At 61.7% G+C, this 19,566-nt stretch carries 16 protein-coding genes; 8 read left to right on the forward strand and 8 right to left on the reverse strand.

Going from position 1 to position 19,566, the window contains the following annotated elements; genetic code table 11:
* Positions 1–80: 80 nt before the first annotated feature.
* The 3 genes from HGP13_RS13515 to HGP13_RS13525 form a co-directional block, all read right to left on the reverse strand.
* Positions 81–1,034 carry a PfkB family carbohydrate kinase gene (locus HGP13_RS13515; protein WP_246707355.1) on the reverse strand — a complete coding sequence of 318 codons (954 nt, stop codon included), beginning with the start codon at positions 1,032–1,034 and terminating at the stop codon, positions 81–83.
* A gap of 16 nt (positions 1,035–1,050) precedes the next feature.
* On the reverse strand, positions 1,051–1,305 hold the full coding sequence (locus HGP13_RS13520) for a GMC oxidoreductase (protein WP_348647136.1): 255 nt from the start codon (positions 1,303–1,305) through the stop codon (positions 1,051–1,053).
* A gap of 160 nt (positions 1,306–1,465) precedes the next feature.
* Complete coding sequence (locus HGP13_RS13525) at positions 1,466–1,696, reverse strand: hypothetical protein (protein WP_172225954.1); 231 nt, start codon at positions 1,694–1,696, stop codon at positions 1,466–1,468.
* 807 nt (positions 1,697–2,503) lie between these two features.
* Here HGP13_RS13525 and HGP13_RS13530 point away from each other — a divergent pair.
* Both HGP13_RS13530 and HGP13_RS13535 read left to right on the forward strand, forming a co-directional pair.
* A complete protein-coding gene (locus HGP13_RS13530; RefSeq protein ID WP_172234693.1) occupies positions 2,504–3,610 on the forward strand; it encodes an efflux RND transporter periplasmic adaptor subunit in 1,107 nt (368 codons plus the stop codon).
* Positions 3,607–6,810, forward strand: coding sequence for a multidrug efflux RND transporter permease subunit (locus tag HGP13_RS13535; RefSeq protein WP_172225957.1), 3,204 nt, complete (start codon positions 3,607–3,609; stop codon positions 6,808–6,810). The genes HGP13_RS13530 and HGP13_RS13535 overlap by 4 nt, the downstream gene beginning before the upstream one ends.
* Positions 6,811–7,055: 245 nt before the next feature.
* Here HGP13_RS13535 and HGP13_RS13540 read toward each other — a convergent pair whose 3' ends face one another.
* Positions 7,056–8,045, reverse strand: coding sequence for a class I SAM-dependent methyltransferase (locus tag HGP13_RS13540; RefSeq protein WP_246707450.1), 990 nt, complete (start codon positions 8,043–8,045; stop codon positions 7,056–7,058).
* Between the two features lie 364 nt (positions 8,046–8,409).
* Here HGP13_RS13540 and HGP13_RS13545 point away from each other — a divergent pair, with 364 nt between their 5' ends.
* Complete coding sequence (locus HGP13_RS13545) at positions 8,410–10,377, forward strand: EAL domain-containing protein (protein ID WP_246707451.1); 1,968 nt, start codon at positions 8,410–8,412, stop codon at positions 10,375–10,377.
* A gap of 42 nt (positions 10,378–10,419) precedes the next feature.
* Here the strand turns inward: HGP13_RS13545 and HGP13_RS13550 are convergent, their stop codons facing one another.
* Together HGP13_RS13550 and HGP13_RS13555 are read right to left on the reverse strand one after the other, a co-directional pair.
* Complete coding sequence (locus HGP13_RS13550; RefSeq protein ID WP_172225963.1) at positions 10,420–11,568, reverse strand: amidohydrolase; 1,149 nt, start codon at positions 11,566–11,568, stop codon at positions 10,420–10,422.
* A gap of 182 nt (positions 11,569–11,750) precedes the next feature.
* Positions 11,751–12,194 (reverse strand): SRPBCC family protein, encoded by a 444-nt coding sequence (locus tag HGP13_RS13555; protein WP_172225966.1) that lies wholly within the window; start codon positions 12,192–12,194, stop codon positions 11,751–11,753.
* A gap of 299 nt (positions 12,195–12,493) precedes the next feature.
* On the opposite strand from HGP13_RS13555, the gene HGP13_RS13560 reads away from it, so the two are divergent.
* Genes HGP13_RS13560 through HGP13_RS13575 form a run of 4 tightly spaced genes read left to right on the forward strand, consistent with a single transcriptional unit; the run spans position 12,494 to position 16,358 of the window.
* The gene (locus HGP13_RS13560; protein WP_172225969.1) at positions 12,494–13,354 is read left to right on the forward strand and encodes a xanthine dehydrogenase family protein subunit M; all 861 of its coding nucleotides are present in this window, start codon (positions 12,494–12,496) and stop codon (positions 13,352–13,354) included.
* The gene (locus HGP13_RS13565) at positions 13,354–13,830 is read left to right on the forward strand and encodes a (2Fe-2S)-binding protein (RefSeq protein ID WP_172225972.1); all 477 of its coding nucleotides are present in this window, start codon (positions 13,354–13,356) and stop codon (positions 13,828–13,830) included. The genes HGP13_RS13560 and HGP13_RS13565 overlap by 1 nt, the downstream gene beginning before the upstream one ends.
* A gap of 2 nt (positions 13,831–13,832) precedes the next feature.
* Positions 13,833–16,094, forward strand: coding sequence for a xanthine dehydrogenase family protein molybdopterin-binding subunit (locus HGP13_RS13570; protein WP_172225975.1), 2,262 nt, complete (start codon positions 13,833–13,835; stop codon positions 16,092–16,094).
* A gap of 18 nt (positions 16,095–16,112) precedes the next feature.
* Positions 16,113–16,358 carry a MoaD/ThiS family protein gene (locus tag HGP13_RS13575; RefSeq protein WP_172225977.1) on the forward strand — a complete coding sequence of 82 codons (246 nt, stop codon included), beginning with the start codon at positions 16,113–16,115 and terminating at the stop codon, positions 16,356–16,358.
* 742 nt (positions 16,359–17,100) lie between these two features.
* Here HGP13_RS13575 and HGP13_RS13580 read toward each other — a convergent pair.
* Together HGP13_RS13580 and HGP13_RS13585 are read right to left on the reverse strand one after the other, a co-directional pair.
* Complete coding sequence (locus HGP13_RS13580) at positions 17,101–17,679, reverse strand: hypothetical protein (protein WP_172225980.1); 579 nt, start codon at positions 17,677–17,679, stop codon at positions 17,101–17,103.
* Complete coding sequence (locus HGP13_RS13585; RefSeq protein WP_172225983.1) at positions 17,676–18,617, reverse strand: CBASS oligonucleotide cyclase; 942 nt, start codon at positions 18,615–18,617, stop codon at positions 17,676–17,678. Before HGP13_RS13585 ends, HGP13_RS13580 begins: the two co-directional genes overlap by 4 nt.
* A 187-nt stretch (positions 18,618–18,804) precedes the next feature.
* Between HGP13_RS13585 and HGP13_RS13590 the strand changes: the two genes are divergently transcribed.
* A protein-coding gene (locus tag HGP13_RS13590) for an IS5 family transposase (RefSeq protein ID WP_172225988.1) occupies positions 18,805–19,565 on the forward strand; the annotation gives its coding sequence in 2 pieces (ribosomal slippage) (positions 18,805–19,138 and positions 19,138–19,565; 762 coding nt in all).
* Position 19,566 lies beyond the last annotated feature (1 nt).

Here is a 19,566-nt window from a genome sequence, read left to right on the forward strand (position 1 = left end):
CGCTCCAACTCTTTGTTTTGACGCAATTCCGGACGGAAAACCGTTCACACTTTTCCTGGAATTGCTCTTGAGCGCTCGCCTCAGTCGCTACGCGATCGTTCCGACAGCCATTCGGCGGTTTGCTGGCTGGCCTGTTCGGCAGAAAGCTCAAGGCTGAGCCCCCGCAGCAGGCCGTGCAGGAAGACCCCGGTGAAACAGTCGCCGGCGCCGATCGTGTCGGGCACGGAAACCTGCTTCAACGGCGTGACGTGGTTCAGCACCTTGCCGTCATAGAGCGAGATCGGGCGCATTCCGTCGGTCAGCACCAGTGTCTTCAGGCGAGGCCCGGCGATGGCTGTCGCTCGCTCCCAGATCGCAGGCGTGTCCTCGCCGGGAAAGTCGGCGCGCGATCCGATGACGATGTCGGCCGGGCGCGGCGAGGCGCTGCGCAGCGGAAATTGCGAGATCACCAGAGGAATGGTCTTCAGCGAGGTGACGAGGCCGGCATCGAGCACCAGGGCATTGAGGTAGGCGGCATCGCCGGTGACTGGTTCGGGCGCGGCGTAGGGCGGGCGCATCTGGCCGCCGGGGTTCAAAATGGTGCGCTCGCCGTTCGGTTCCAGCAGGATTTCGGTGAACCGGGTTTCGCCGGCCCATAGGGTGACGTAGCCGGTATCGATGCCGCTCGCCTGCAATTTGGCGAGCGCTGCCCGGCCATGGTCGTCGTCCATCAGATTGCCGACGAGCCGGACACGGTTGCCGAGCCTCGCCAGCTGGGTGCCGGTGTGAAAGCCGCCGCCGCCGATCCTGACGCTGCGGTTGGAATAGACGATGCGCGCGCCCGAGGCGAGGGGCGAGGACAGCGACCAGACCTGGTCGTAGTTGACATGGCCGACAACGATGACTGTGCTCATGGTCCCTGCTTTTTTCGCCTTCTGCTTTTCGCCCAGGCGCAGCGCATCGACGATGATGCGCTGCGCGAGCAGGCATAGCACCAGGACCTGTACCACGGACAGCAGGCTGCTCAACGTGCCGGCACAGGCGGCGAACGCCAAGGGCTGAGAAGCCTGGCTAACCGGCCAGAATGAAATCGGCGCAGCGATCGGCGACCATGATCACCGCGGCGTTGGTGTTGCCGCTTTTGAGCCTAGGCATGATCGAGGCATCGCAAATGCGCAGGCGTGGGACGCCGCGCACGCGCAGTCGAGGATCGACCACGGCGTCGTCATCGCTGCCCATCCGGCAGGTGCCGCAGGGGTGATAGACGGTCTTGGCGTGCTCGCGGATGTGGTCTGTTATTGCCTCGTCGGACCACTGCTCATGCATGGATTAGCTCAGCCTTATCGCCGCTGCATCTCGCGATATCCACTGTCGAGCGAGTGACTCAACTCGTGCAGCAGCAGGATTTGCGGCGGAGTCCCGGCTCCCAGTAGGCAAAACACCGGACGGCCTCCCAAAGGGGGTGCGCTAGACCGCCCGCGCGGGGCTACTCCGAAAAACTCACGCTCACGCCGCGCTGGCGAAAATAAGCCTGCATCAACTTGCGGCCCGAGCGGTTGCCCTGCGCCAACTTGGTCGGATCGAACACCGCCTGTTTTATCCCCTCTCGTGTCAGCGCTGCCTTAAGCGCCGCGATATGGGCGTCGAGGTCGGCATTGTCCGCTCGGAGCGAGGCATAGATATTCTCGGTCGCCTCGGCCACGGTCAGTTCGCTCACAGCTGTCGTCCTTTGGTTGATTGATTGGGCGGCGGCTTAGCATAGATTCGCGGCTCCGCGATACCGATGGGAGCGTCAGTGCGCAGCGCCCGGATTTTCGAGCGGCAATCCATCCGGGTGGCGTCCGCATCTTGATGCGCTCGCGCTACGGGCTGGCTACGGGTTGGTGCCGATTGCCGTGCGCGACGACGAGATGGTGGCGCCGGCCAACGGCATCGACGTGCTGGAGGTCAAGTCGCAGCCTTCGCCGGCAGCGCCTATCCTAGGCGCCTCCGTGAGGTACCCGGTGTTTGATCTGGCGCGGATCGTGGTGCCGGATCATTACCCTGGCCGCAACGACGTCGCTTGCCGTTGCCGGAAAACAACTGCGGCGACGCGTCGGCCGCCTTGCGCCAGCACCTGCCTCTTGACGCGTTCAGCCGTGATACGCTCCTACCAATCGGTCATCAGGGGTGTGGCTGAAGGCGGGTGACGAGCGTGGCGAGTTTGGCTTGACGGTGTGTGTCAAAGGAATCCTGAATCTTTAAATTGCGACTAACCCTAGCCCGCTGGCGAGGTAGCCACAGGATGGACATTTCAGCCTATATGGAAAATGATCATGTCGCCGTGCACAACACTGCAGTGCTCGGATCTCGACGAAAAAAGCCTGAGCGTAGAAGCGGATCAACCGACCTCCGGGTCCAGCGAGCGAGGACGCAGATGGACACCCCAGCGAATGGGCAGTTGCATCGCGACGCGGGCGGGCGACCCTGTCGATCGGCCGGCTGGCTTGCCCGCGCCGCCGTGTCGGCGGCATTCCTGCTCGGCATGGCTTTCAGCAGCACTGCGTTTGCGCAGGACCAGCAGCTACCGGTGGTGACGGCGGCCAAGCCGGTGGTCCGTGAAATCGTCGAAGACGACGAGTTCGTCGGGCGCTTCGAAGCCGTCGATCAGGTCGCCATCCGTTCGCGCGTCAGCGGCTATCTGGACAAGGTCAGCTTCCAGGACGGCGCACTGGTCAACAAGGGCGACCTGCTCTTCACCATCGACCAGCGTCCGTACCAGGCGGCTTATGATGCCGCCAAGTCGCAAGTGGACGTCGCCAAGAGTCTGCTCGAATTCTCCAAGATGCAGCTGGATCGCGCCGACGAACTCGCCAAGACCGGCAATATCTCAACCGCGACGGTCGACGACCGCCGGCGGGAATACCTTTCGGCGCAGGCGCAGATGCAGGGCGCGACGGCAGCGCTGACGACGGCCAGCCTGAACATGGAATTCACCGAGATCAAGGCGCCCTTGTCCGGCCGCATCGATCGCCGGCTGGTGTCGGTCGGCAACCTCGTGCAGCCGGATTCCACCTTGCTGACGACCATCGTTACGCGCGATCCGATCGACTTCTATTTCGACGTCGATGAGCGCCTGTATTTCAGCTACGCCCGCGACGCAAAGGCGCGTGGCGGCAGCATGCAGGAAGGCGCCGGCGGGCTCGATGTGGTGGTTCGCGTCGCCGACCGCGCGGAGGCGGTATTCAAAGGCAAGCTCGATTTTGCCGAGAACCGGATCGACAACGCGACCGGCACCATGCGGGTGCGTGCAAGGTTTCCCAACGCCGACGGCATTCTCCAGCCAGGCATGTTCGGGCGCATCAACGTGCCGGGGTCGCTGCCGCATAGCGGCGTGCTGGTGCCCGACGAGGCGATCGGCGCCGATCAGGATCGCCGCATCGTGTTCCTGGTGGATGAGGCCGGGATGGTGTCGGCGAAGCCCGTGCGCACCGGCCCGCTTCTCGACGGCTACCGGGTGATCCGCGGGGGCCTGACCGGCAACGAGACGATCATCGTCAACGGGCTGATGCACGCCAGGCCCGGCACCAAGGTGAAGGTCGAGATGGTGACGTTGCCGCCCAAGGCCGAGACCGCCGGGTTGCCGCAATGAGGTTCGCACATTTCTTCGTCGACCGTCCGATCTTCGCATCGGTCGTTTCGATCGTCCTGCTGATCCTCGGCGGGATTGCTTATACCCAGTTGCCGGTCGCGCAATATCCGGAGATCGCGCCGCCGACCATCGTCATTCGCGCGCAGTATCCGGGCGCCGACGCCGAGACGGTCGCAGCGACGGTGGCAACGCCGATCGAGCAGGAGATCAACGGCGTCGAGGGCATGCTCTACATGTCGTCCTATTCGTCGGGCGACGGGGCGATGGCGCTGACCGTCACCTTCAAGCTGGGCACCAATCTCGACCAGGCGCAGGTGCTAGTGCAGAACCGCGTGTCGGTCGCCGAGCCGCGCCTGCCCGAAGAAGTCCGCCGCCTCGGCATCACCACCACCAAGAGCTCGCCCGACCTGATGATGGTCGTGCACATGCTGTCGCCCGACAATACCTACGACCAGCTCTACGTCTCGAACTACGCCCGCTCGCGGGTGCGCGACATACTGCTCAGGTTAGACGGCGTCGGCGACCTCATCATCTTCGGCGAACGCGAATATTCGCTGCGCATCTGGCTCGATCCGGAAAAACTGTCCGCTCTGGGGATGACCTCGGGCGATGTGGTGCAGGCGCTGCGCGACCAGAACGTCCAGGTGTCGGGCGGCTCGATCGGCGCGCCGCCGACCAACACCGGCACGGCGTTCCAGTACACGGTCACCACGCAAGGCCGCTTCAACGACGCACGCGACTTCCGATACGTGATCGTCAAATCGACCGACGACGGCCGACTGATCTCGCTGCAGGACGTGGCGCGCATCGAACTCGGCGCCAAGGATTACGTCACCAACTCCTATCTCAACGGCAAACCGGCTGTGGCGCTCGCCATCTTCCAGCGGCCGGGCACCAATGCGCTCGCCGCAGCAGCCGAGATCCAGGACAAGATGAAGGAGCTTTCCCGCGACTTCCCGAAGGGGTTGAGCTACGACATCGTCTACAATCCAACCGAGTTCGTCGCCGAGTCGATCCACGAGGTCTACAAGACGATCCTAGAGGCGATGTTGCTGGTCATCATCGTCATCATCGTCTTCCTGCAATCGTGGCGCATGGCGATCGTGCCGATCGTGGCGATCCCCGTGTCGCTGATCGGCACGCTGGCGGTGCTTTACGCCGCCGGCTTCTCACTCAACATGCTGACGCTGTTCGGCCTCGTGCTGGCGATCGGCATCGTCGTCGACGATGCGATCGTCGTGGTCGAAAATGTCGAGCGCAATATTGCCGGAGGGCTGGCGCCCAATCCGGCGTCGCACCTGACCATGAACGAAGTCGGAACGGCGATCATCGCGATCTCGCTGGTGCTGATAGCCGTGTTCGTACCGACAGCCTTCGTCCCCGGCATTTCCGGGCAGTTCTACCTGCAGTTTGCGATCACCATCGCGGTGTCGACGGCGATTTCGGCATTCAATTCGCTGACGCTTTCGCCGGCGCTGGCCGCACTGCTGTTCAAGCCGCACCGGGCCGCGGCGGCGCCGCCGCGCTTTTTCGTGGCGCGGTTCGGACGGGCGCTCGCCGACGGCTTCAATCGCGGCTTCGACAGGGTCGCCCATTGGTATTCGAGCATCATCCGCGTGCTGGTCGGCTCGTGGATAGCGATCGCCGCCATGCTGACCGTTTTCGCGGCCCTCATCTGCGCCACGGTCTACATGGTGCAGGCAGTGCCGCGCGGTTTCATTCCGTCGCTCGACCAGGGCTATGCGATCGTCGTCGTCCAGTTGCCGGACGGCGCCTCGCTGTCGCGGACCGATGCGGTCATCCAGCAGGCGTCGCAGATCATCCAGAAAACGCCAGGCGTCGACTACGCAGTCGCCTTCGCCGGCTTCTCCGGCGCGACCTTCACCAACGCCAGCAACCAGGGCGTGATCTTCGCCAGGTTCAAGCCGTTTGACGAGCGACTGAAAGCCGGCCAGTCGGCGACCCAGGTCATCGGCAATCTGTTCGGCAGCCTGCAAAGCATCAAGGAAGCCTTCATTATCGCACTGCCGCCGCCGCCGATCCGCGGCGTCGGCAATGCCGGCGGCTTCAAGCTGCAGATCCAGGAGCGCAACAGCGCCGACATGCGGCAGATCCTGGCGCTTGCCTACGAAATCGCCGGCAAGGCCAACAAGACGCCGGGGCTGACCGGCGTGTTCACCACGTTCTCCGCGTCGAGCCCGCAATTCTTCCTGGCGATCGATCGCGACAAGGCGCGCATCCTGAACGTGCCGATCCCCAACATCTTCGAGACGCTGTCGATCAATTTGGGCACCGCCTACGTCAACGACTTCAACGCTTTCGGGCGCGTCTACCAGGTGCGGGCGCAGGCCGACCAGGCGTTCCGCCTCGATCGCGCCGACATCTTGAAACTGAAGGTGCGCTCGGCGACCGGCGCGCTGGTTCCGCTCGGCACGTTGATCGAGATTCGCGACGTCACCGGCCCGGCGCTGGTCCAGCGCTACAACATGTACGTCTCGGTGCCGCTGCAGGGCAACGCCGCGCCCGGCGTTTCCACCGGCGACGCGCTGGCATTGATGGAGGGGATCACGGCAAAGACGCTGCCGGCCGGTACCTCCTATGAATGGACCGAGCTCGCCTATCAGGAGCGCAATACCGGCAATGCCGCTGTCTATATCTTCGGACTGTCGGTGCTGTTCGTGTTCCTGGCGCTGGCGGCGCAATATGAAAGCTGGGTGCTGCCGTTCGCCATTGTGCTGGTGGTGCCGCTCGGCGTGCTCGCGGCGTTGCTCGGCGTGTCTTTGCGAGGGCTGGACAACAACATCCTCGTGCAGATCGGCCTCATCGTGCTGATCGGGCTTGCCGCCAAGAACGCGATCCTGATCGTCGAATTCGCGCGGCAGGCGCAGGAACGGGGCCTGTCGGTCGCCGAGGCTGCCGTCGAAGCCTGCCGGCTCAGGCTGCGGCCGATCCTGATGACCGCCTTCGCGTTCATCCTCGGCGTCGTGCCGCTGATGATCGCAACAGGCCCGGGTGCAGAAATGCGCCAGTCGCTCGGCACCGCGGTGTTCTCCGGCATGCTCGGCGTCACCTTCGTCGGCCTGTTCCTGACGCCGGTGTTCTACGTTACGCTCAGGTCGCTGTTTTCACGGCGCAAGCCCCATGCCGAGGCGGAGCCTTCGGGGCCGGCCGAGGCGCCATCGGAGGCGGCCGCCGAGTAGGGTTACGAATTCGCCGCGACCGCGCGAACGGCGCCGCTTCTTCCTTCCTGTCGAAGGCGAGGTTGGCGATTGTCCGAACTAATGTCGGCCCAACCTCGACGGCTGGTGTCGCTGCCGTTACGACTATACGCTTGAACCCAACGGCGCAAAGCAGCCATTCGCCCAAAGGCGACGGACGTCACCTTTGGACCAAACACAGTCAACAATTCACCTGGGTCGCTCGCCGGGTATCCGCGCGCCGCCCGCTACCCGCGCTTCTCGATCACCGCGTACAGCACGTTGCGGTTCTCGCCGAAGAACACCTTTGCCTCGACGGCGTTGCGGTCGACGCTGGCGTTGACGATGTTCCACATGTCGACCTCCGTGCGCAGCAGCAGCACCCAGTCCATGAACGTTTCCCAATAGCCGGCGCCAGAACTGCCCTCGGCGTAGTTCGCAAACAGGAATGTGCCGTTCGGCTTCAGCATCTGCAGGCAGGTCTTGGTGAGTTTCACGGCGACGTTGTGCTGGAGGTAGTCGTAGAGGCCTGAGGCATAGATGAGGTCGAACTTGCCGAGTTTGTGGCCCTTGGTCAGCACGGTCCGCACCGAGCCGTCGATTGCCTCGACCGCGGTGCCCTGGAAGTCGCGCGCGATCAGTCCGACGCTCTGCGGATCCTGGTCGAGCGCCACCCAGCGCTTAAGACGGCCCTCGGCGAGGGCGACGGAACGATTGGCTTCCCGCAAATGCCCGGCCGCGATCGCCAGGACTTCGGTTTCGGGTCCGTTCTTGGCTGCGGTCTCATCGACATATCGTGTCAGGAGATCGCGCCGTTCCCGCGCTGCGACGGACGACGGAACATCCTTGGTATGACGATAGAGCGCCTTGCCGATCTCCGACGCGTTTGCCACACTTTCGGCCACGTGCGGATCGCAATATATGTAGTCGAGCAACTGCGCGTCGCCGGAATAGCCCCTGGGCTTGGTGAAGGACCAGTGCGTCAGCGGATCCTCGAGGAAGTACTCAAGGACCGGGTGGTTCTGCACCACCGGTATCAACGCTTGCCAAACCTCTGGATGAACCTTGGAACGCGTGGCACCGAGGTACGACGTCAGACGACGAATGATCTCAGCGGGGTCCTTTTGTTGTTCGATTTGCTGCTGTGTTGCGTTGAGGATGAGCGCAAGCTCTGCGCGGGCGGTTTCGAACGCTTCACCATGATGCTGAGGCTTGCGACGCAGGTTATGGGCGATCATGTCGGCAGTAATCAGACTTTTGCCATCAAAGACAGTTTCCACCGCATCGCTCCATAGTTAACAGTCAGTTAACTTATTGCGTAGAATGCTCCTTTTGCCAACGGCAGTTCGGAGGCATTCTATCGGTATGATTAATTTCCCGCTAACCATCTCAACTCATTAGACATCTCGTCGGGCGGATTCCGGTTTCGAGTTAACGCAAACTTGTCTGGAGCCATTGCATTTGATTGCGCGGCTAGTCGTGTCGCGTCCCAGGGAGTCGGTCTGCGTGGGGGCTGGAGCTGGAAAAGAGTTCGGAGCGCGCAATCCCCTTCAGCCGGGATTTGTGGCGAACGAAAGCCTGTCATCCAGGTTAGCCGATACGGTGGATGTGACGCCGCACGACCCGCGCCAGGAGTTGGGGCCGGACGAACTCCGCATCCTTTATCGGAGAGAGGTCCAGGCGAAGCGGAGAACGGAAGCCAGACCGGGGCTGTGGATAGCCGTTGCCATTTATGTTTTGTTTTCGGCAACGGATCTGCTGCTGATCCCGGATGTGGCGGCCTATGCGATCACGGCACGCTTCGCGGTCGGACTGACCGCGCTGTTGACTTTGGAAGTGCAGCTTCGCCGGGGCGTCGGAGCAGACTGGCTGGACATGACTTGCGCTGCGGCCATTATCTTTGGCTATGTTGGTTGGTTGTGTCCGACGGTTTTGGCTTCAGATAAGGAAGCGGTGTCTTACTATATGGTATTCGGCACTATTTTTATGATGGGTGCCAATCTTTTCTTCACATTCCGGTTCAATTTATCTATCGTAACTTCCGCAATAATCTTGTGCGTATTGTATATCGTTAACTATTTCGTGCCGTCTACGCTAACATACAAGATTGTATTGGGAATTTTCTACGTTTCGTGTTTCGTATTCACCTCCTATGTGAATTGGAAGCTGAACGAAGAGCGCTACAACGTCTTCCTGAACGCCCTGGAAGCCAAGATACAGCACAAGGAGGCCACCGAACGCGGCAAAGCCTTGCTGAGACTGTCGCGGACGGACCCGCTCACAGGCCTCGAAAACCGGCGGGCGATCGACGAGAAGCTGCGCGACTATTGGAGCGACTGGCAAAAGCTTGGCACCGGTTTCGCGGCCATCCTCATCGACGTCGACTTCTTCAAGAAGTTCAACGACTGCTACGGCCACCAGGAAGGTGACCGTTGCCTGATCCATGTCGCCAATGCCCTTAGCGATCTCATCAAGAACTATAATGGCTCGATCGGGCGCTATGGCGGTGAGGAATTCATCGTTCTGGCCCGCATGGACAAAAAAGACCAGGTCGTGGAACTCGCGGAAGCCATTTGCCGGACAGTGGAGAACCTGGCGCTTACGCATGAGCTGCGGCGGGACGGTATCTCGATCGTGACGGCAAGTGTCGGCGCGGCGTTTACCAGGACGCAGGCCGGTGCCAAGCTGGAGAAGATCATCCACGAGGCTGATCGCGCCCTTTATCTGGCGAAAGCCAGCGGCCGGAATTGTGCCCGGCTGTTCGACCCGACCGATCCGCAAAGCAGCGACGAGAGCGAGAACCTTGCGGCCCTGCTGAAGATCGCGATCGCCCAAGGCCTCGTTTCACTGGTCTACCAGCCCATCCAGGACGTCGTATCGGGCCGGGTCGAGGCGGTAGAGGCGCTGATGCGTCTCAAGATGCTAGACGGCACCCTGGTTCCGCCGAGCCTGTTCATTCCCGTCGCGGAACGCACCGGCGCCATCCTGGAGCTCGGGCGCTGGGCCATAAGGACGGTGTGTGCCGAGCTGCTGGCGGACGATCACGTCAGTCTCGTCAGCGTCAACGTCTCGCCGATCCAGCTCAAAACGCCTGGCTTCGCCACTTCCGTCGCGACCATTCTGGGCGAGATGGGCGTGACCGGCAACAGGCTGGCCTTCGAAATCACCGAAGGCCTCGAAATGGAGATGCACTCGGACATCCTGCGCTGCATCAGCGACCTGAAGCTGCTCGGCATCAAGATCTGGCTCGACGATTTCGGCACCGGCTTTGCCGGCCTGTCGTGGCTGCGCCTGATCGATTTCGATACGGTGAAGATCGACCGCTCGTTCCTACACGATTGCGGCACGCCGAAAGGCATGGCGATGCTACAGGACATCATTGCCCTGGTGCGCAATCGCGGCCACCAGATCCTGGTCGAGGGCGTGGAAACCGACGAGCAGATCGCGCTCATGCGCAAGTTCGGCATCGACAAGATCCAGGGTTTTCGCGTCGGCCGACCCGTTCCCGCGGCGAATTACCTGGCCAAACGGGGCGTACAAAAACGCCCATTCCTCAGATCGGTGGGCTGACGCGGTTTTCGGGTTTGAGGCGGCCTTTGCTGGCAGACGGACTCACCCCAGCAGATTGCGGGCCGTGCGCATGAAGATCTTCGAGCCGATCGGGATCAAATCGTCGGGAAAATCATAGTCCGGATTGTGGAGCGCTGGGTGGCGCTCGCCGGCGCCGAGGAAAAACATCGCCGACTTCGCACCATGGCCGAACAGGCCGAAATCTTCCGAGGCACGCATCGGCAGGGCTTCTTGCCCGTGCACGACACCTTCTTCATCGAGCGCGCGCTGCAGGTGTTCCACCGCGTCCGGCGCGTTGACGCTGGCGACGAAGATCTCGTGGTAATCCCAGCGGGCGGAAAGGCGATGCCGGGCAGCGATCTCCTTGACCAGGGCTTCGGCGGCGGCGCAGAGGTCGGCCATGCGCTCGTCGCGGCGGGTGCGCAGCGTCGCCCACACCTCTCCATGCGCGGGCGCGATGCCGAACACGGCTTCGCCCATTTCGGCATGGGTGACGGTGACCATGGAGAAATCGTCGTCGGCGAAGGTGGCGCGGCCGAGCGCAGGCAGTGCCGGCATCAGCTCTGAGATCGCCGGCATGGGCGAGATGCCGGTCTCGGGCATGGAGGAATGCGCGGTCTTGCCCTCGAGCACGATGCGCATGCCGCGCGAGGCGCAATTGACCACGCCGGGCTTGAGCCTGACCTCGCCGAACGGCACGCCGGGCAAATTGTGCAAAGAGAAGGCGAAGTCGGGCGCGATCTCGCCGTAGCGCGGATCGGCGACGACGCCGGCCGCGCCATTGCCGGTTTCTTCCGCCGGCTGGAACATCAGCACGACGCGACCGCTGGCTGGTCGCTCGCGGCCGAGCTGGCGGCCAAGGGCGGCCAGGATCGCGGTGTGCCCATCATGGCCGCACATATGCGACTTGCCCGGCACCTGCGAGGCATGCGGCACGCCTGACAGCTCCTCGATCGGCAGCGCGTCGAGTTCCGAGCGGAACAGCACGGTCGGTCCGGCCTTGCCGCTGTCATAGACCGCAGCCACGCCGTGCCCGCCCAAGCCGGTCAGCACTCTGTCCGGCGCCGTGTCGGCGAGGAAGGAGACGACCTCTTTTGCCGTCTTCTCCTCCTCGTTAGAGATTTCCGGCTGCTGGTGCAGCTTGCGCCGCCACTCGGTGATCTCGACAATGTCGCGATTGGTCAGGGTCATGCTTTGCGCCTCCACTGGATTTCTCGCCATACGCCCGGTCGCCCGGTTGCGTAGGAAATCGATATGGAATTGCTAGCGATAAACGGCTGTACCCGCCACAGTCCAATTTCCATGGCTTCGGCGAGCCATGACCCCGGGACAGTGCGCAGCGGCGGATATCGCTGCGCACTGTCCCAGATTGCTTATTGGTTGATCTCGGGCTCGACCAGCTTTGCCAGGTTTCTCAGCGACTCCTGCCAGCCGAGATAGCAGGCCTCGACCGGGATCACGTCGGGGATGCCGGCCTGGGTGATGTCGATTTCGGTGCCGACCGAGACTTTCTTCAGGATCACGGTCACCTGGATCTCGCCTGATAAATTGGGGTCGTCGAACCTGTCGGTGTAACGCAGGCGCTCGCCGGGAACGAGTTCGAGATACTCGCCGCCGAAGGCATGGCTGCCGCCGGTGGTGAAGTTGCGGAACGACATCTTGAACGTGCCGCCGACCTTGGCCTCGAGGTGATCGACCGTGCAGGTGAAGCCGTTCGGCGGCAGCCACTTGGCCAGCGCGTCGGCTTCGACGAAGGCGCGATAGACCTTTTCCGGGCTGGTGGTGACAACACGGTGCAAACGTACGGTACCGGGCATATCCTGTCCTTTCATGATGCCTGTTCGATGTCCCAAGGACGAACGGGGCTTGACCCGCCCGACATAGGGTTTCAAATTTTTTCGGGAACCCCGCCGCAAGGCTGTTTTATCTCCGTGCGTGTCGTTGTCGCAAAACCGCGGCGCAGTTCTGGGCGATATGCACTGCGTAGGGCGGTTCAGGTCGCTTTGGGACTCGATTTTCCGCGGCTGGACCAATCGTCGCAAATGACGAACCGGATAGCCATTATGAGGCGATTGTTTATAACGGTCGCTCAGATTGCCATATCCAAGGGGAGACGATGCGCTACATACGTCCGCTTTCAATCGAAGATGCCGTTGGCCAATTGGCCGGATCGGCCGGCATAGCAGCCATTCTGGCCGGAGGCAGCGACCTGCTGGTGAGGATGAAGGGTGGTTTTGTCGAACCCGACCTGATCATCGACATCAAGTCGATCGCCGGTCTCAGCGAGATCCGCGAAACAGCCGAGGGCTTCAGCATCGGTGCCACTGTCCCCTGCGCCGTGCTGGGCGAGAACGTTGCCCTGAAGAAGGCATGGCCGGGCGTCGTCGAGGCAGCCAAGCTGATCGGCTCCAAGCAGGTGCAGGGACGCTGCACCATCGTGGGCAATCTCTGCAACGCCTCGCCGGCGGCCGACAGCGTGCCGGCATTGGTGGCGGCTGGCGCGCGGGCGGTGATCGCGGGCCCCTCGGGCAAGCGCACGATTGCCGTGGAGGCAGTGCCGGTCGCACCGGGCAAAACCTCGCTCGTCAAAGGCGAGATCATCGAGGCGATCCTGCTCAACAAACGCGCGCCGCATTCGGGCGATGCCTATCTCAGGTTCATTCCGCGCACAGAGATGGACATCGCCGTGGTCAGCGCCGGCGTCAATCTGACGATCGATGGCGCTGGTGTCGTCACAGCCGCCCGCGTGGCGCTGGGTGCGGCGGCCCCCACCGTGCTGCTGGTCGAGGAGGCCGCCGAGGCGCTCATCGGCAGGAAGCTCGACGAAGCCGCCCTCGAGCGGCTGGCAAAAGTCTGCGCCGGGGCCTGCCGCCCCATCGACGACAAGCGCGGCACCATCGATTTCAGAAGGAAGGTTGCGGGTGTGCTGGCCAAGAGAGCCGCAACGACCGCCTACGCACGTGCAGGAGGCAAATGATGGCTGGCATAGCAGTCTCGACCACAATCAACGGCGACATAACAGAATATCTCTGCCAGCCTGACGAGACGCTGCTCGACGTGCTGCGCGACCGCCTCGGGCTGACCGGCGCCAAGGAAGGCTGCGGCACCGGCGATTGCGGCGCCTGCTCGATCATCCTCGACGACCGGCTGGTCTGCTCGTGCCTGGTGCTGGGCGCCGAGGCCGAAGGCCGGCGCATCGAGACCGTCGAAGGCATGGCGCATGGCGACCAGCTGCACACGCTGCAGCAGAAATTCCTCGAGCACGCAGCGCTGCAATGCGGCATCTGCACGCCGGGTTTTCTGATCGCGGCCAAGGACCTCTTGGCGAAAAACCCCGACCCGACCGAGGAGGAGATTCGCTTTGGTCTCGCCGGGAACCTCTGCCGCTGCACCGGCTATGACAAGATCGTGCGCGCCGTCCAGGACGCGGCACATGTGATGAAGGGAGCCTGAAGATGAATTTCGATCCGCGTTTTTCCGGGCGTAAATTCACATCCGTCGGCACACGCCCCGTCCGTCCCGACGGCGTCGACAAGGTGACGGGCCGCGCCCGCTACGGCGCCGACTTCAACATGGCCGGCCAGCTGGTCGGCCGCGTGCTGCGCAGCCCGCATGCGCACGCCATCATCCGCAAGATCGACATCTCGAAGGCCGAAAAGCTTGCCGGCGTGAAGGCGGTGATCACGGCGAAAGACCTGCCTGACCTCACCGACGGCGATGCCGCCATGTACGACGTCCTCGACAATTGCATGGCGCGCACCAAGGCGCTCTATGACGGCCATGCGGTGGCCGCGGTCGCGGCCGTCGACGCCCGCACGGCGCGGCAAGCGCTGAAGCTGATCGAGGTCGACTACGAGCTGTTGCCGCATGTCACCGATGTCGACCTGGCGATGGAGCACCACGCCCCGCTGATCAACGACACGATCTTCACCGAGGGCCTCGAGGAAAAGCCGGTAAAACCCTCCAACGTCACCAAGCGCAGCCAGTTCGGCCATGGCGATGTCCACCAGGGCTTTGGCCACGCCGACTTCATCGTCGAGCGCTCCTTCAAGACCGAGCAGACGCACCAGGGCTATATCGAGCCGCATGCCTGCGTGGCGAGCGTCTCGTCCGACGGTACCGCCGACCTCTGGGTCTGCACGCAGGGCCATTTCGTCTACCGCCAGCATTGCGCCCAGCTGCTTGGCATGGAAGCCTCGAAGCTGCGCGTCACCTCGTCCGAGATCGGCGGCGGCTTTGGTGGCAAGACCCATGTCTGGGCCGAGCCGGTGGCGCTTGCCCTGTCGCGCAAGGCCGGACGCCCGGTGAAGCTGGTGATGACCCGCGACGAGGTGTTCCGCGCCTCCGGCCCGACCAGCGCCACCTCGATCGACGTCAAGATCGGCGCCCGCAAGGATGGCACCATCACCGCCGCCGAAGCGACGCTGCGCTACAGCGCCGGCCCCTATGCCGGCTCCTGGGCCGAGATCGGCGCCATGACGGCATTCGCCTGCTACAAGCTCGATAACGTCAAGACGGTCGGCTACGAAGTGCTGGTCAACCGGCCGAAGACGGCGGCCTATCGCGCGCCCTCGGCGCCAATGGCGGCCTTCGCGGTGGAAAGCGCCATCGACGAGCTCGCCAAGGAGATCGGCATGGATCCGGTCGACTTCCGCATCAAGAATGCCGCGCAGGAAGGCACACGCTCGTCCTACGGCCCGGTCTACGGCCCGATCGGCATCGGCCCGACGCTGGAGGCGGTGAAGAACCATCCGCACATGAAGGCCAAGCTCGGCAAGAACCAGGGCAGGGGCATGGCCTGCGGCTTCTGGTTCAACTTCGGCGGCCAGACCTGCGTGGATCTCAACATCGGCATGGACGGCTCGGTGTCGCTCGCCGTCGGCACGGTGGACGTGGGCGGTTCCCGCGCCTCGCTGTCGCTGGTGGCGGCGGAGGAACTCGGCATCGACTATGCCCAGCTCAAGGCGGTCGTCGCCGACACGTCTTCCCTCGGCTATAACGACATGACCGACGGCAGCCGCGGCACCTTCTCCTCCTCCATGGCGACCATCTCGGCCGCCCGCAACGCGATCAAAATCCTGCGCGAGCGCGCAGCGCAGATGTGGGACATCGACGTTGACGACGTGGTCTGGGAAAAGGGCCACGCGGTCGCCAAGGGCGACAAGCATGGCAATCTCGGCAAGCTGTCGCTGAAGGAGATCGCGCTGCAATCCGGCAAGACCGGCGGGCCGATCGCCGGCCACAGCGAGCTCGTCGCCGACGGTGCCGGCGTCTCCTTCGCCACCCATATCTGCGACATCGAGGTCGACCCCGAGACCGGCTCGACCAGGGTGATCCGCTACACGGTGGTGCAGGATGCCGGCAAGGCGGTGCACCCGACCTATGTCGAGGGCCAGTACCAGGGCGGTGCGGCGCAAGGCATCGGCTGGGCGCTCAACGAGGAGTATATTTACGGCAAGGACGGCAGGCTGCAGAACGCCGGCTTCCTCGACTACCGCATCCCGGTGTGCTCCGACCTGCCGATGATCGACACGCAGATCCTGGAAATCCCCAACCCCAACCACCCCTATGGCGTGCGCGGCGTCGGCGAAACCTCGATCGTGCCGCCGCTGGCGGCGATCGCCAACGCAGTGTCGAACGCGGCGGGCGTGCGCATGACCCACATCCCGATGTCGCCGCCACGCATCCTGGCGGCGATCGAGGCGGAACGGGGCTAGGGGAGGGAGCTCAGGCGAATGGTCGAAGTCACCCTTTGGGGCGCGCTCGGCCAGCTCGCCGGTGGCAAGAGCAAGGTCGAGGTCGAGGCCAAGGACATCAGGGAGCTGTTCAGGAAACTGGCTGAACAGTATCCCGGCTTCGAGCCGTGGATCGATCGCGGGATTGCGGTCGCGATCGACGGGGTGATTTATCGCGATACGTGGAGCAAGGAGCTGCCGGAGGGGGCGGAGATTTTTCTGCTGCCGCGGCTGGCTGGGGGGTAGATATGAGGGGTGAGGGGTCTGACGCAGGTCGCTTTGTGACTGACGATTATACGCAACGCCGTCATGACCAACGGCCTACCCGCAGGCATCAAGGCCTACGATCGTGACGTTTTCAAACAAAAGCTCGAGCACCATTGTCCGCTAAGTATCGCCAGACAACGAGGTCGATAACCTTGATAGGCTCATCGTTAGCCTCAGCGATAGTCGCACAAAAATGTTCCGCATCGCTAAATCCGAATTGCCTGGAAATTCGAACTAGATGGCGATCTGGTTTTTGGGTGTTGATCCCTAGGTTTTTTGCAAGATGCCAAACCGTAACTGGCCCGATGTAGGGGAGCCGGCCTAACGTCGATATGGGATCTGAAATTAGGGACGCTTTTAGTGAACAGAACCCCAACCTGTCTACTATACGTGCAATCTGAACAATTGCTGAAAGCTTAGATTTGTTGCGGAAGGCAGCCTGAGCCGAGATATAGCAGTAGGGGTACGAATCGACGATTGCATGGGCAGACTCCCAGTCGCAAAAGCATAGTGAGATATTGTCGAATACGCGCCGAACAACGGCCTCTCGAAAGCCAGAGCAGAGCACAACCCAAGCAGCCTCTCGCAAAAATGTAGGCTCGTTCACCGACATTACATCAGTATTTCGCTGCCAAGCCACTTCCTGCTGCAAGCCCGCAGATCCGACATACTCCACGGCTCGCGCGTACAACTGCAATGCCCTTGAAACATCTGGCATATGTCAATCCCGCCCAAAGTTGTCTCGAAACCAGAATCTTACCCGCGTCAAAACGATTGATGCCCCAGGGTGGGCGTCAAGATGCTTGCTGACTGCGACCTTCATCATATGTCTGCGCTTTTGCCCAAGAAATAGGCGTTCGGGTATTTCGACACCAGCTGCAGACGCGGTGTCATAGCGGGCAAGCACTCTTCGGCAAGTTTCCTCATCCACCTCGTCGGCCGCGAGGAGATATCCTGCTTCCCGTTTGACCTCGGAATAAATGTCCAAGGTTCGCCTGTGGGCCTCGGAACGGGCCTTCCAGTCGGTTTTCAATTGGACGATCGCAAGGAAGAGCGCTCCAACGGATAGAAGTCCCACCCAAACTTGGACATCCATCCCAAACGGCGTCAAAGAGACGTTGATCGTGGGCGCTACGAAGGCTAGGGCTGCTAGCCAAGTCGTCAATGCTAAAATTGCAAGATCCAATGCGAACGCCATTCCTGCATAGTGATCACGCAGGTTCGCATGGCCGGTACACAACATGTCGCTGACACGCCTTATGCGCTCGAGTTCTTCCCTCAAGCCTTTGCTGGAGTTCATTGATCAAGCCCGAATATCGCACGCCATTGAGGGGTAGAGCCGGCTGCCGATGCATTTCTCATTCGCCGGGCTATTCGCCCCAAGACGTGGCTAAGTGCGAGACGGGTTTCATTGTTTGGTGGGCCAAGGTGCTCATCGACGTGTACGGATTGCCCAGTGCTGTCCCTGACCGGGGATAGCACCAACTCGCGCGCATGTTCAAAAAAAGCGGGGAGCATTTTGGATGTGGTCAATTCACCTTTGTAATTTTTAAATGCGGCAATTGCTAAAGCTTCAATATGATAACCGCTAAGTCGCTGCCCCTCTGGCAATTGGCCATTTATCGCCTTTGCTAACTTTATCGTCGGGACAAGTTTGCTGCCGCATTCCTGGTTCCGACGTGTTAATGCTTCTTGAAAGGCTATCGGATTGATTTTGGACCAGTCGTCACGCCTGGAAGACGGCACGCGAAGATGACTGTCATCCGTTTTTATCGCGGGCAGAAGTTGGATTACCATGCCATCGCGAAAGGTCACGGTGACAGCCATCCTCCCGTGATCGACGGCCGCATGACTCCCCAGATGATTTCTAATGATATCGTCCATCCGCTCCAGGACCTCTTGCGGGCTTTTCCTCTCAAGGCCTGAACCATTAATTAAGATCAAAGAATCGATATCGCTTAGACCATCCACATAGGTATGTTTGGCTACCGAGCCGCCAAAGAGCTGGTCGAATGAAGCCTCGGTTGCGCCCTGCAAGGCGTTCTTGACTTCGTCGAGGCGCGAATTGGTCAAATGCAAATCGCGGCTGTTAAAGCTGCCTAGTAAGTCGCCGAGCATTCGAGACAGTTCAGCTCCAAATGCTGCAACCGTCGTTTCGTCCTCAGATTTTCGCACAACGTTTCGCAAGTTCTCGGGTGTCCGATGTACGAAAGGCCCGCCACCACCACTGCCTCCCATCTCAATCTCCCACCGCTTCTTTCACACTTTCCGATGCTGCTTGGAATAATTCACGGTGAAATTTAAACGAGCTGAAATCTCCTCCGTTTAAAAATCGCCTCATCTGTAACTCTAGGCTCAGGACCTATTAAATCGCTTGCGGGGATATTGATCAGTTGATTCAATGGCGGCGCAAGGAGACGCTGCCATGGGTGATTTGATCTGGTTGTCGGAAGCGCAGATGCGCCGCATCGAGCCATATTTTCCGCTGTCCCATGGGGTGCCTCGTGTCGATGATCGTCGGGTCATCAGTGGGATCATCTTCGTGATCAGGAACGGCTTGCGGTGGCGCGACGCGCCAGCGGAGTACGGCCCACCAAAAACGATCTACAATCGCTTCATTCGCTGGAGCAGGCTGGGCGTGTTCAACAAGATTTTCGCGGCACTCGCGGCGAAGGGCGGGAAGCCCGACCATCTGATGATCGATGCGACCCACCTGAAAGCCCACCGGACTGCAGCAAGTCTGCTCAAAAAGGGGATGTTCCCCGACGTATCGGACGTACCAAAGGCGGCCTGAACTCGAAGCTACATGCCGTCTGCGACGGCAAAGGCAGACCGCTGGTGATGCTGCTGAGCGAGGGCCAGATGAGCGACTACAAAGGCGCTGCCCTCATGATCGACGCTTTGCCCAGGGCCAAAGCCTTGCTCGCAGACAGGGGCTATGACGCCGACTGGTTCCGCGCCGCTCTCGCAGAGCGCAAGATCACCGCCTGCATCCCGTCAAAGGTCAACCGAAAGGTGACGATCCCCCACGACATCGCACTCTATCGCCAGCGTCACAAGATTGAGAATATGTTCGGCAGGCTCAAGGATTGGCGGCGCATCCACACCCGCTATGACCGCTGTGCGCACACCTTCATGTCTGCAATCTGCATCGCAGCCACCGTCATCTTCTGGCTCAATCAATGAG

Source organism: Mesorhizobium sp. NZP2077 (assembly GCF_013170805.1).
GTDB lineage: Bacteria > Pseudomonadota > Alphaproteobacteria > Rhizobiales > Rhizobiaceae > Mesorhizobium.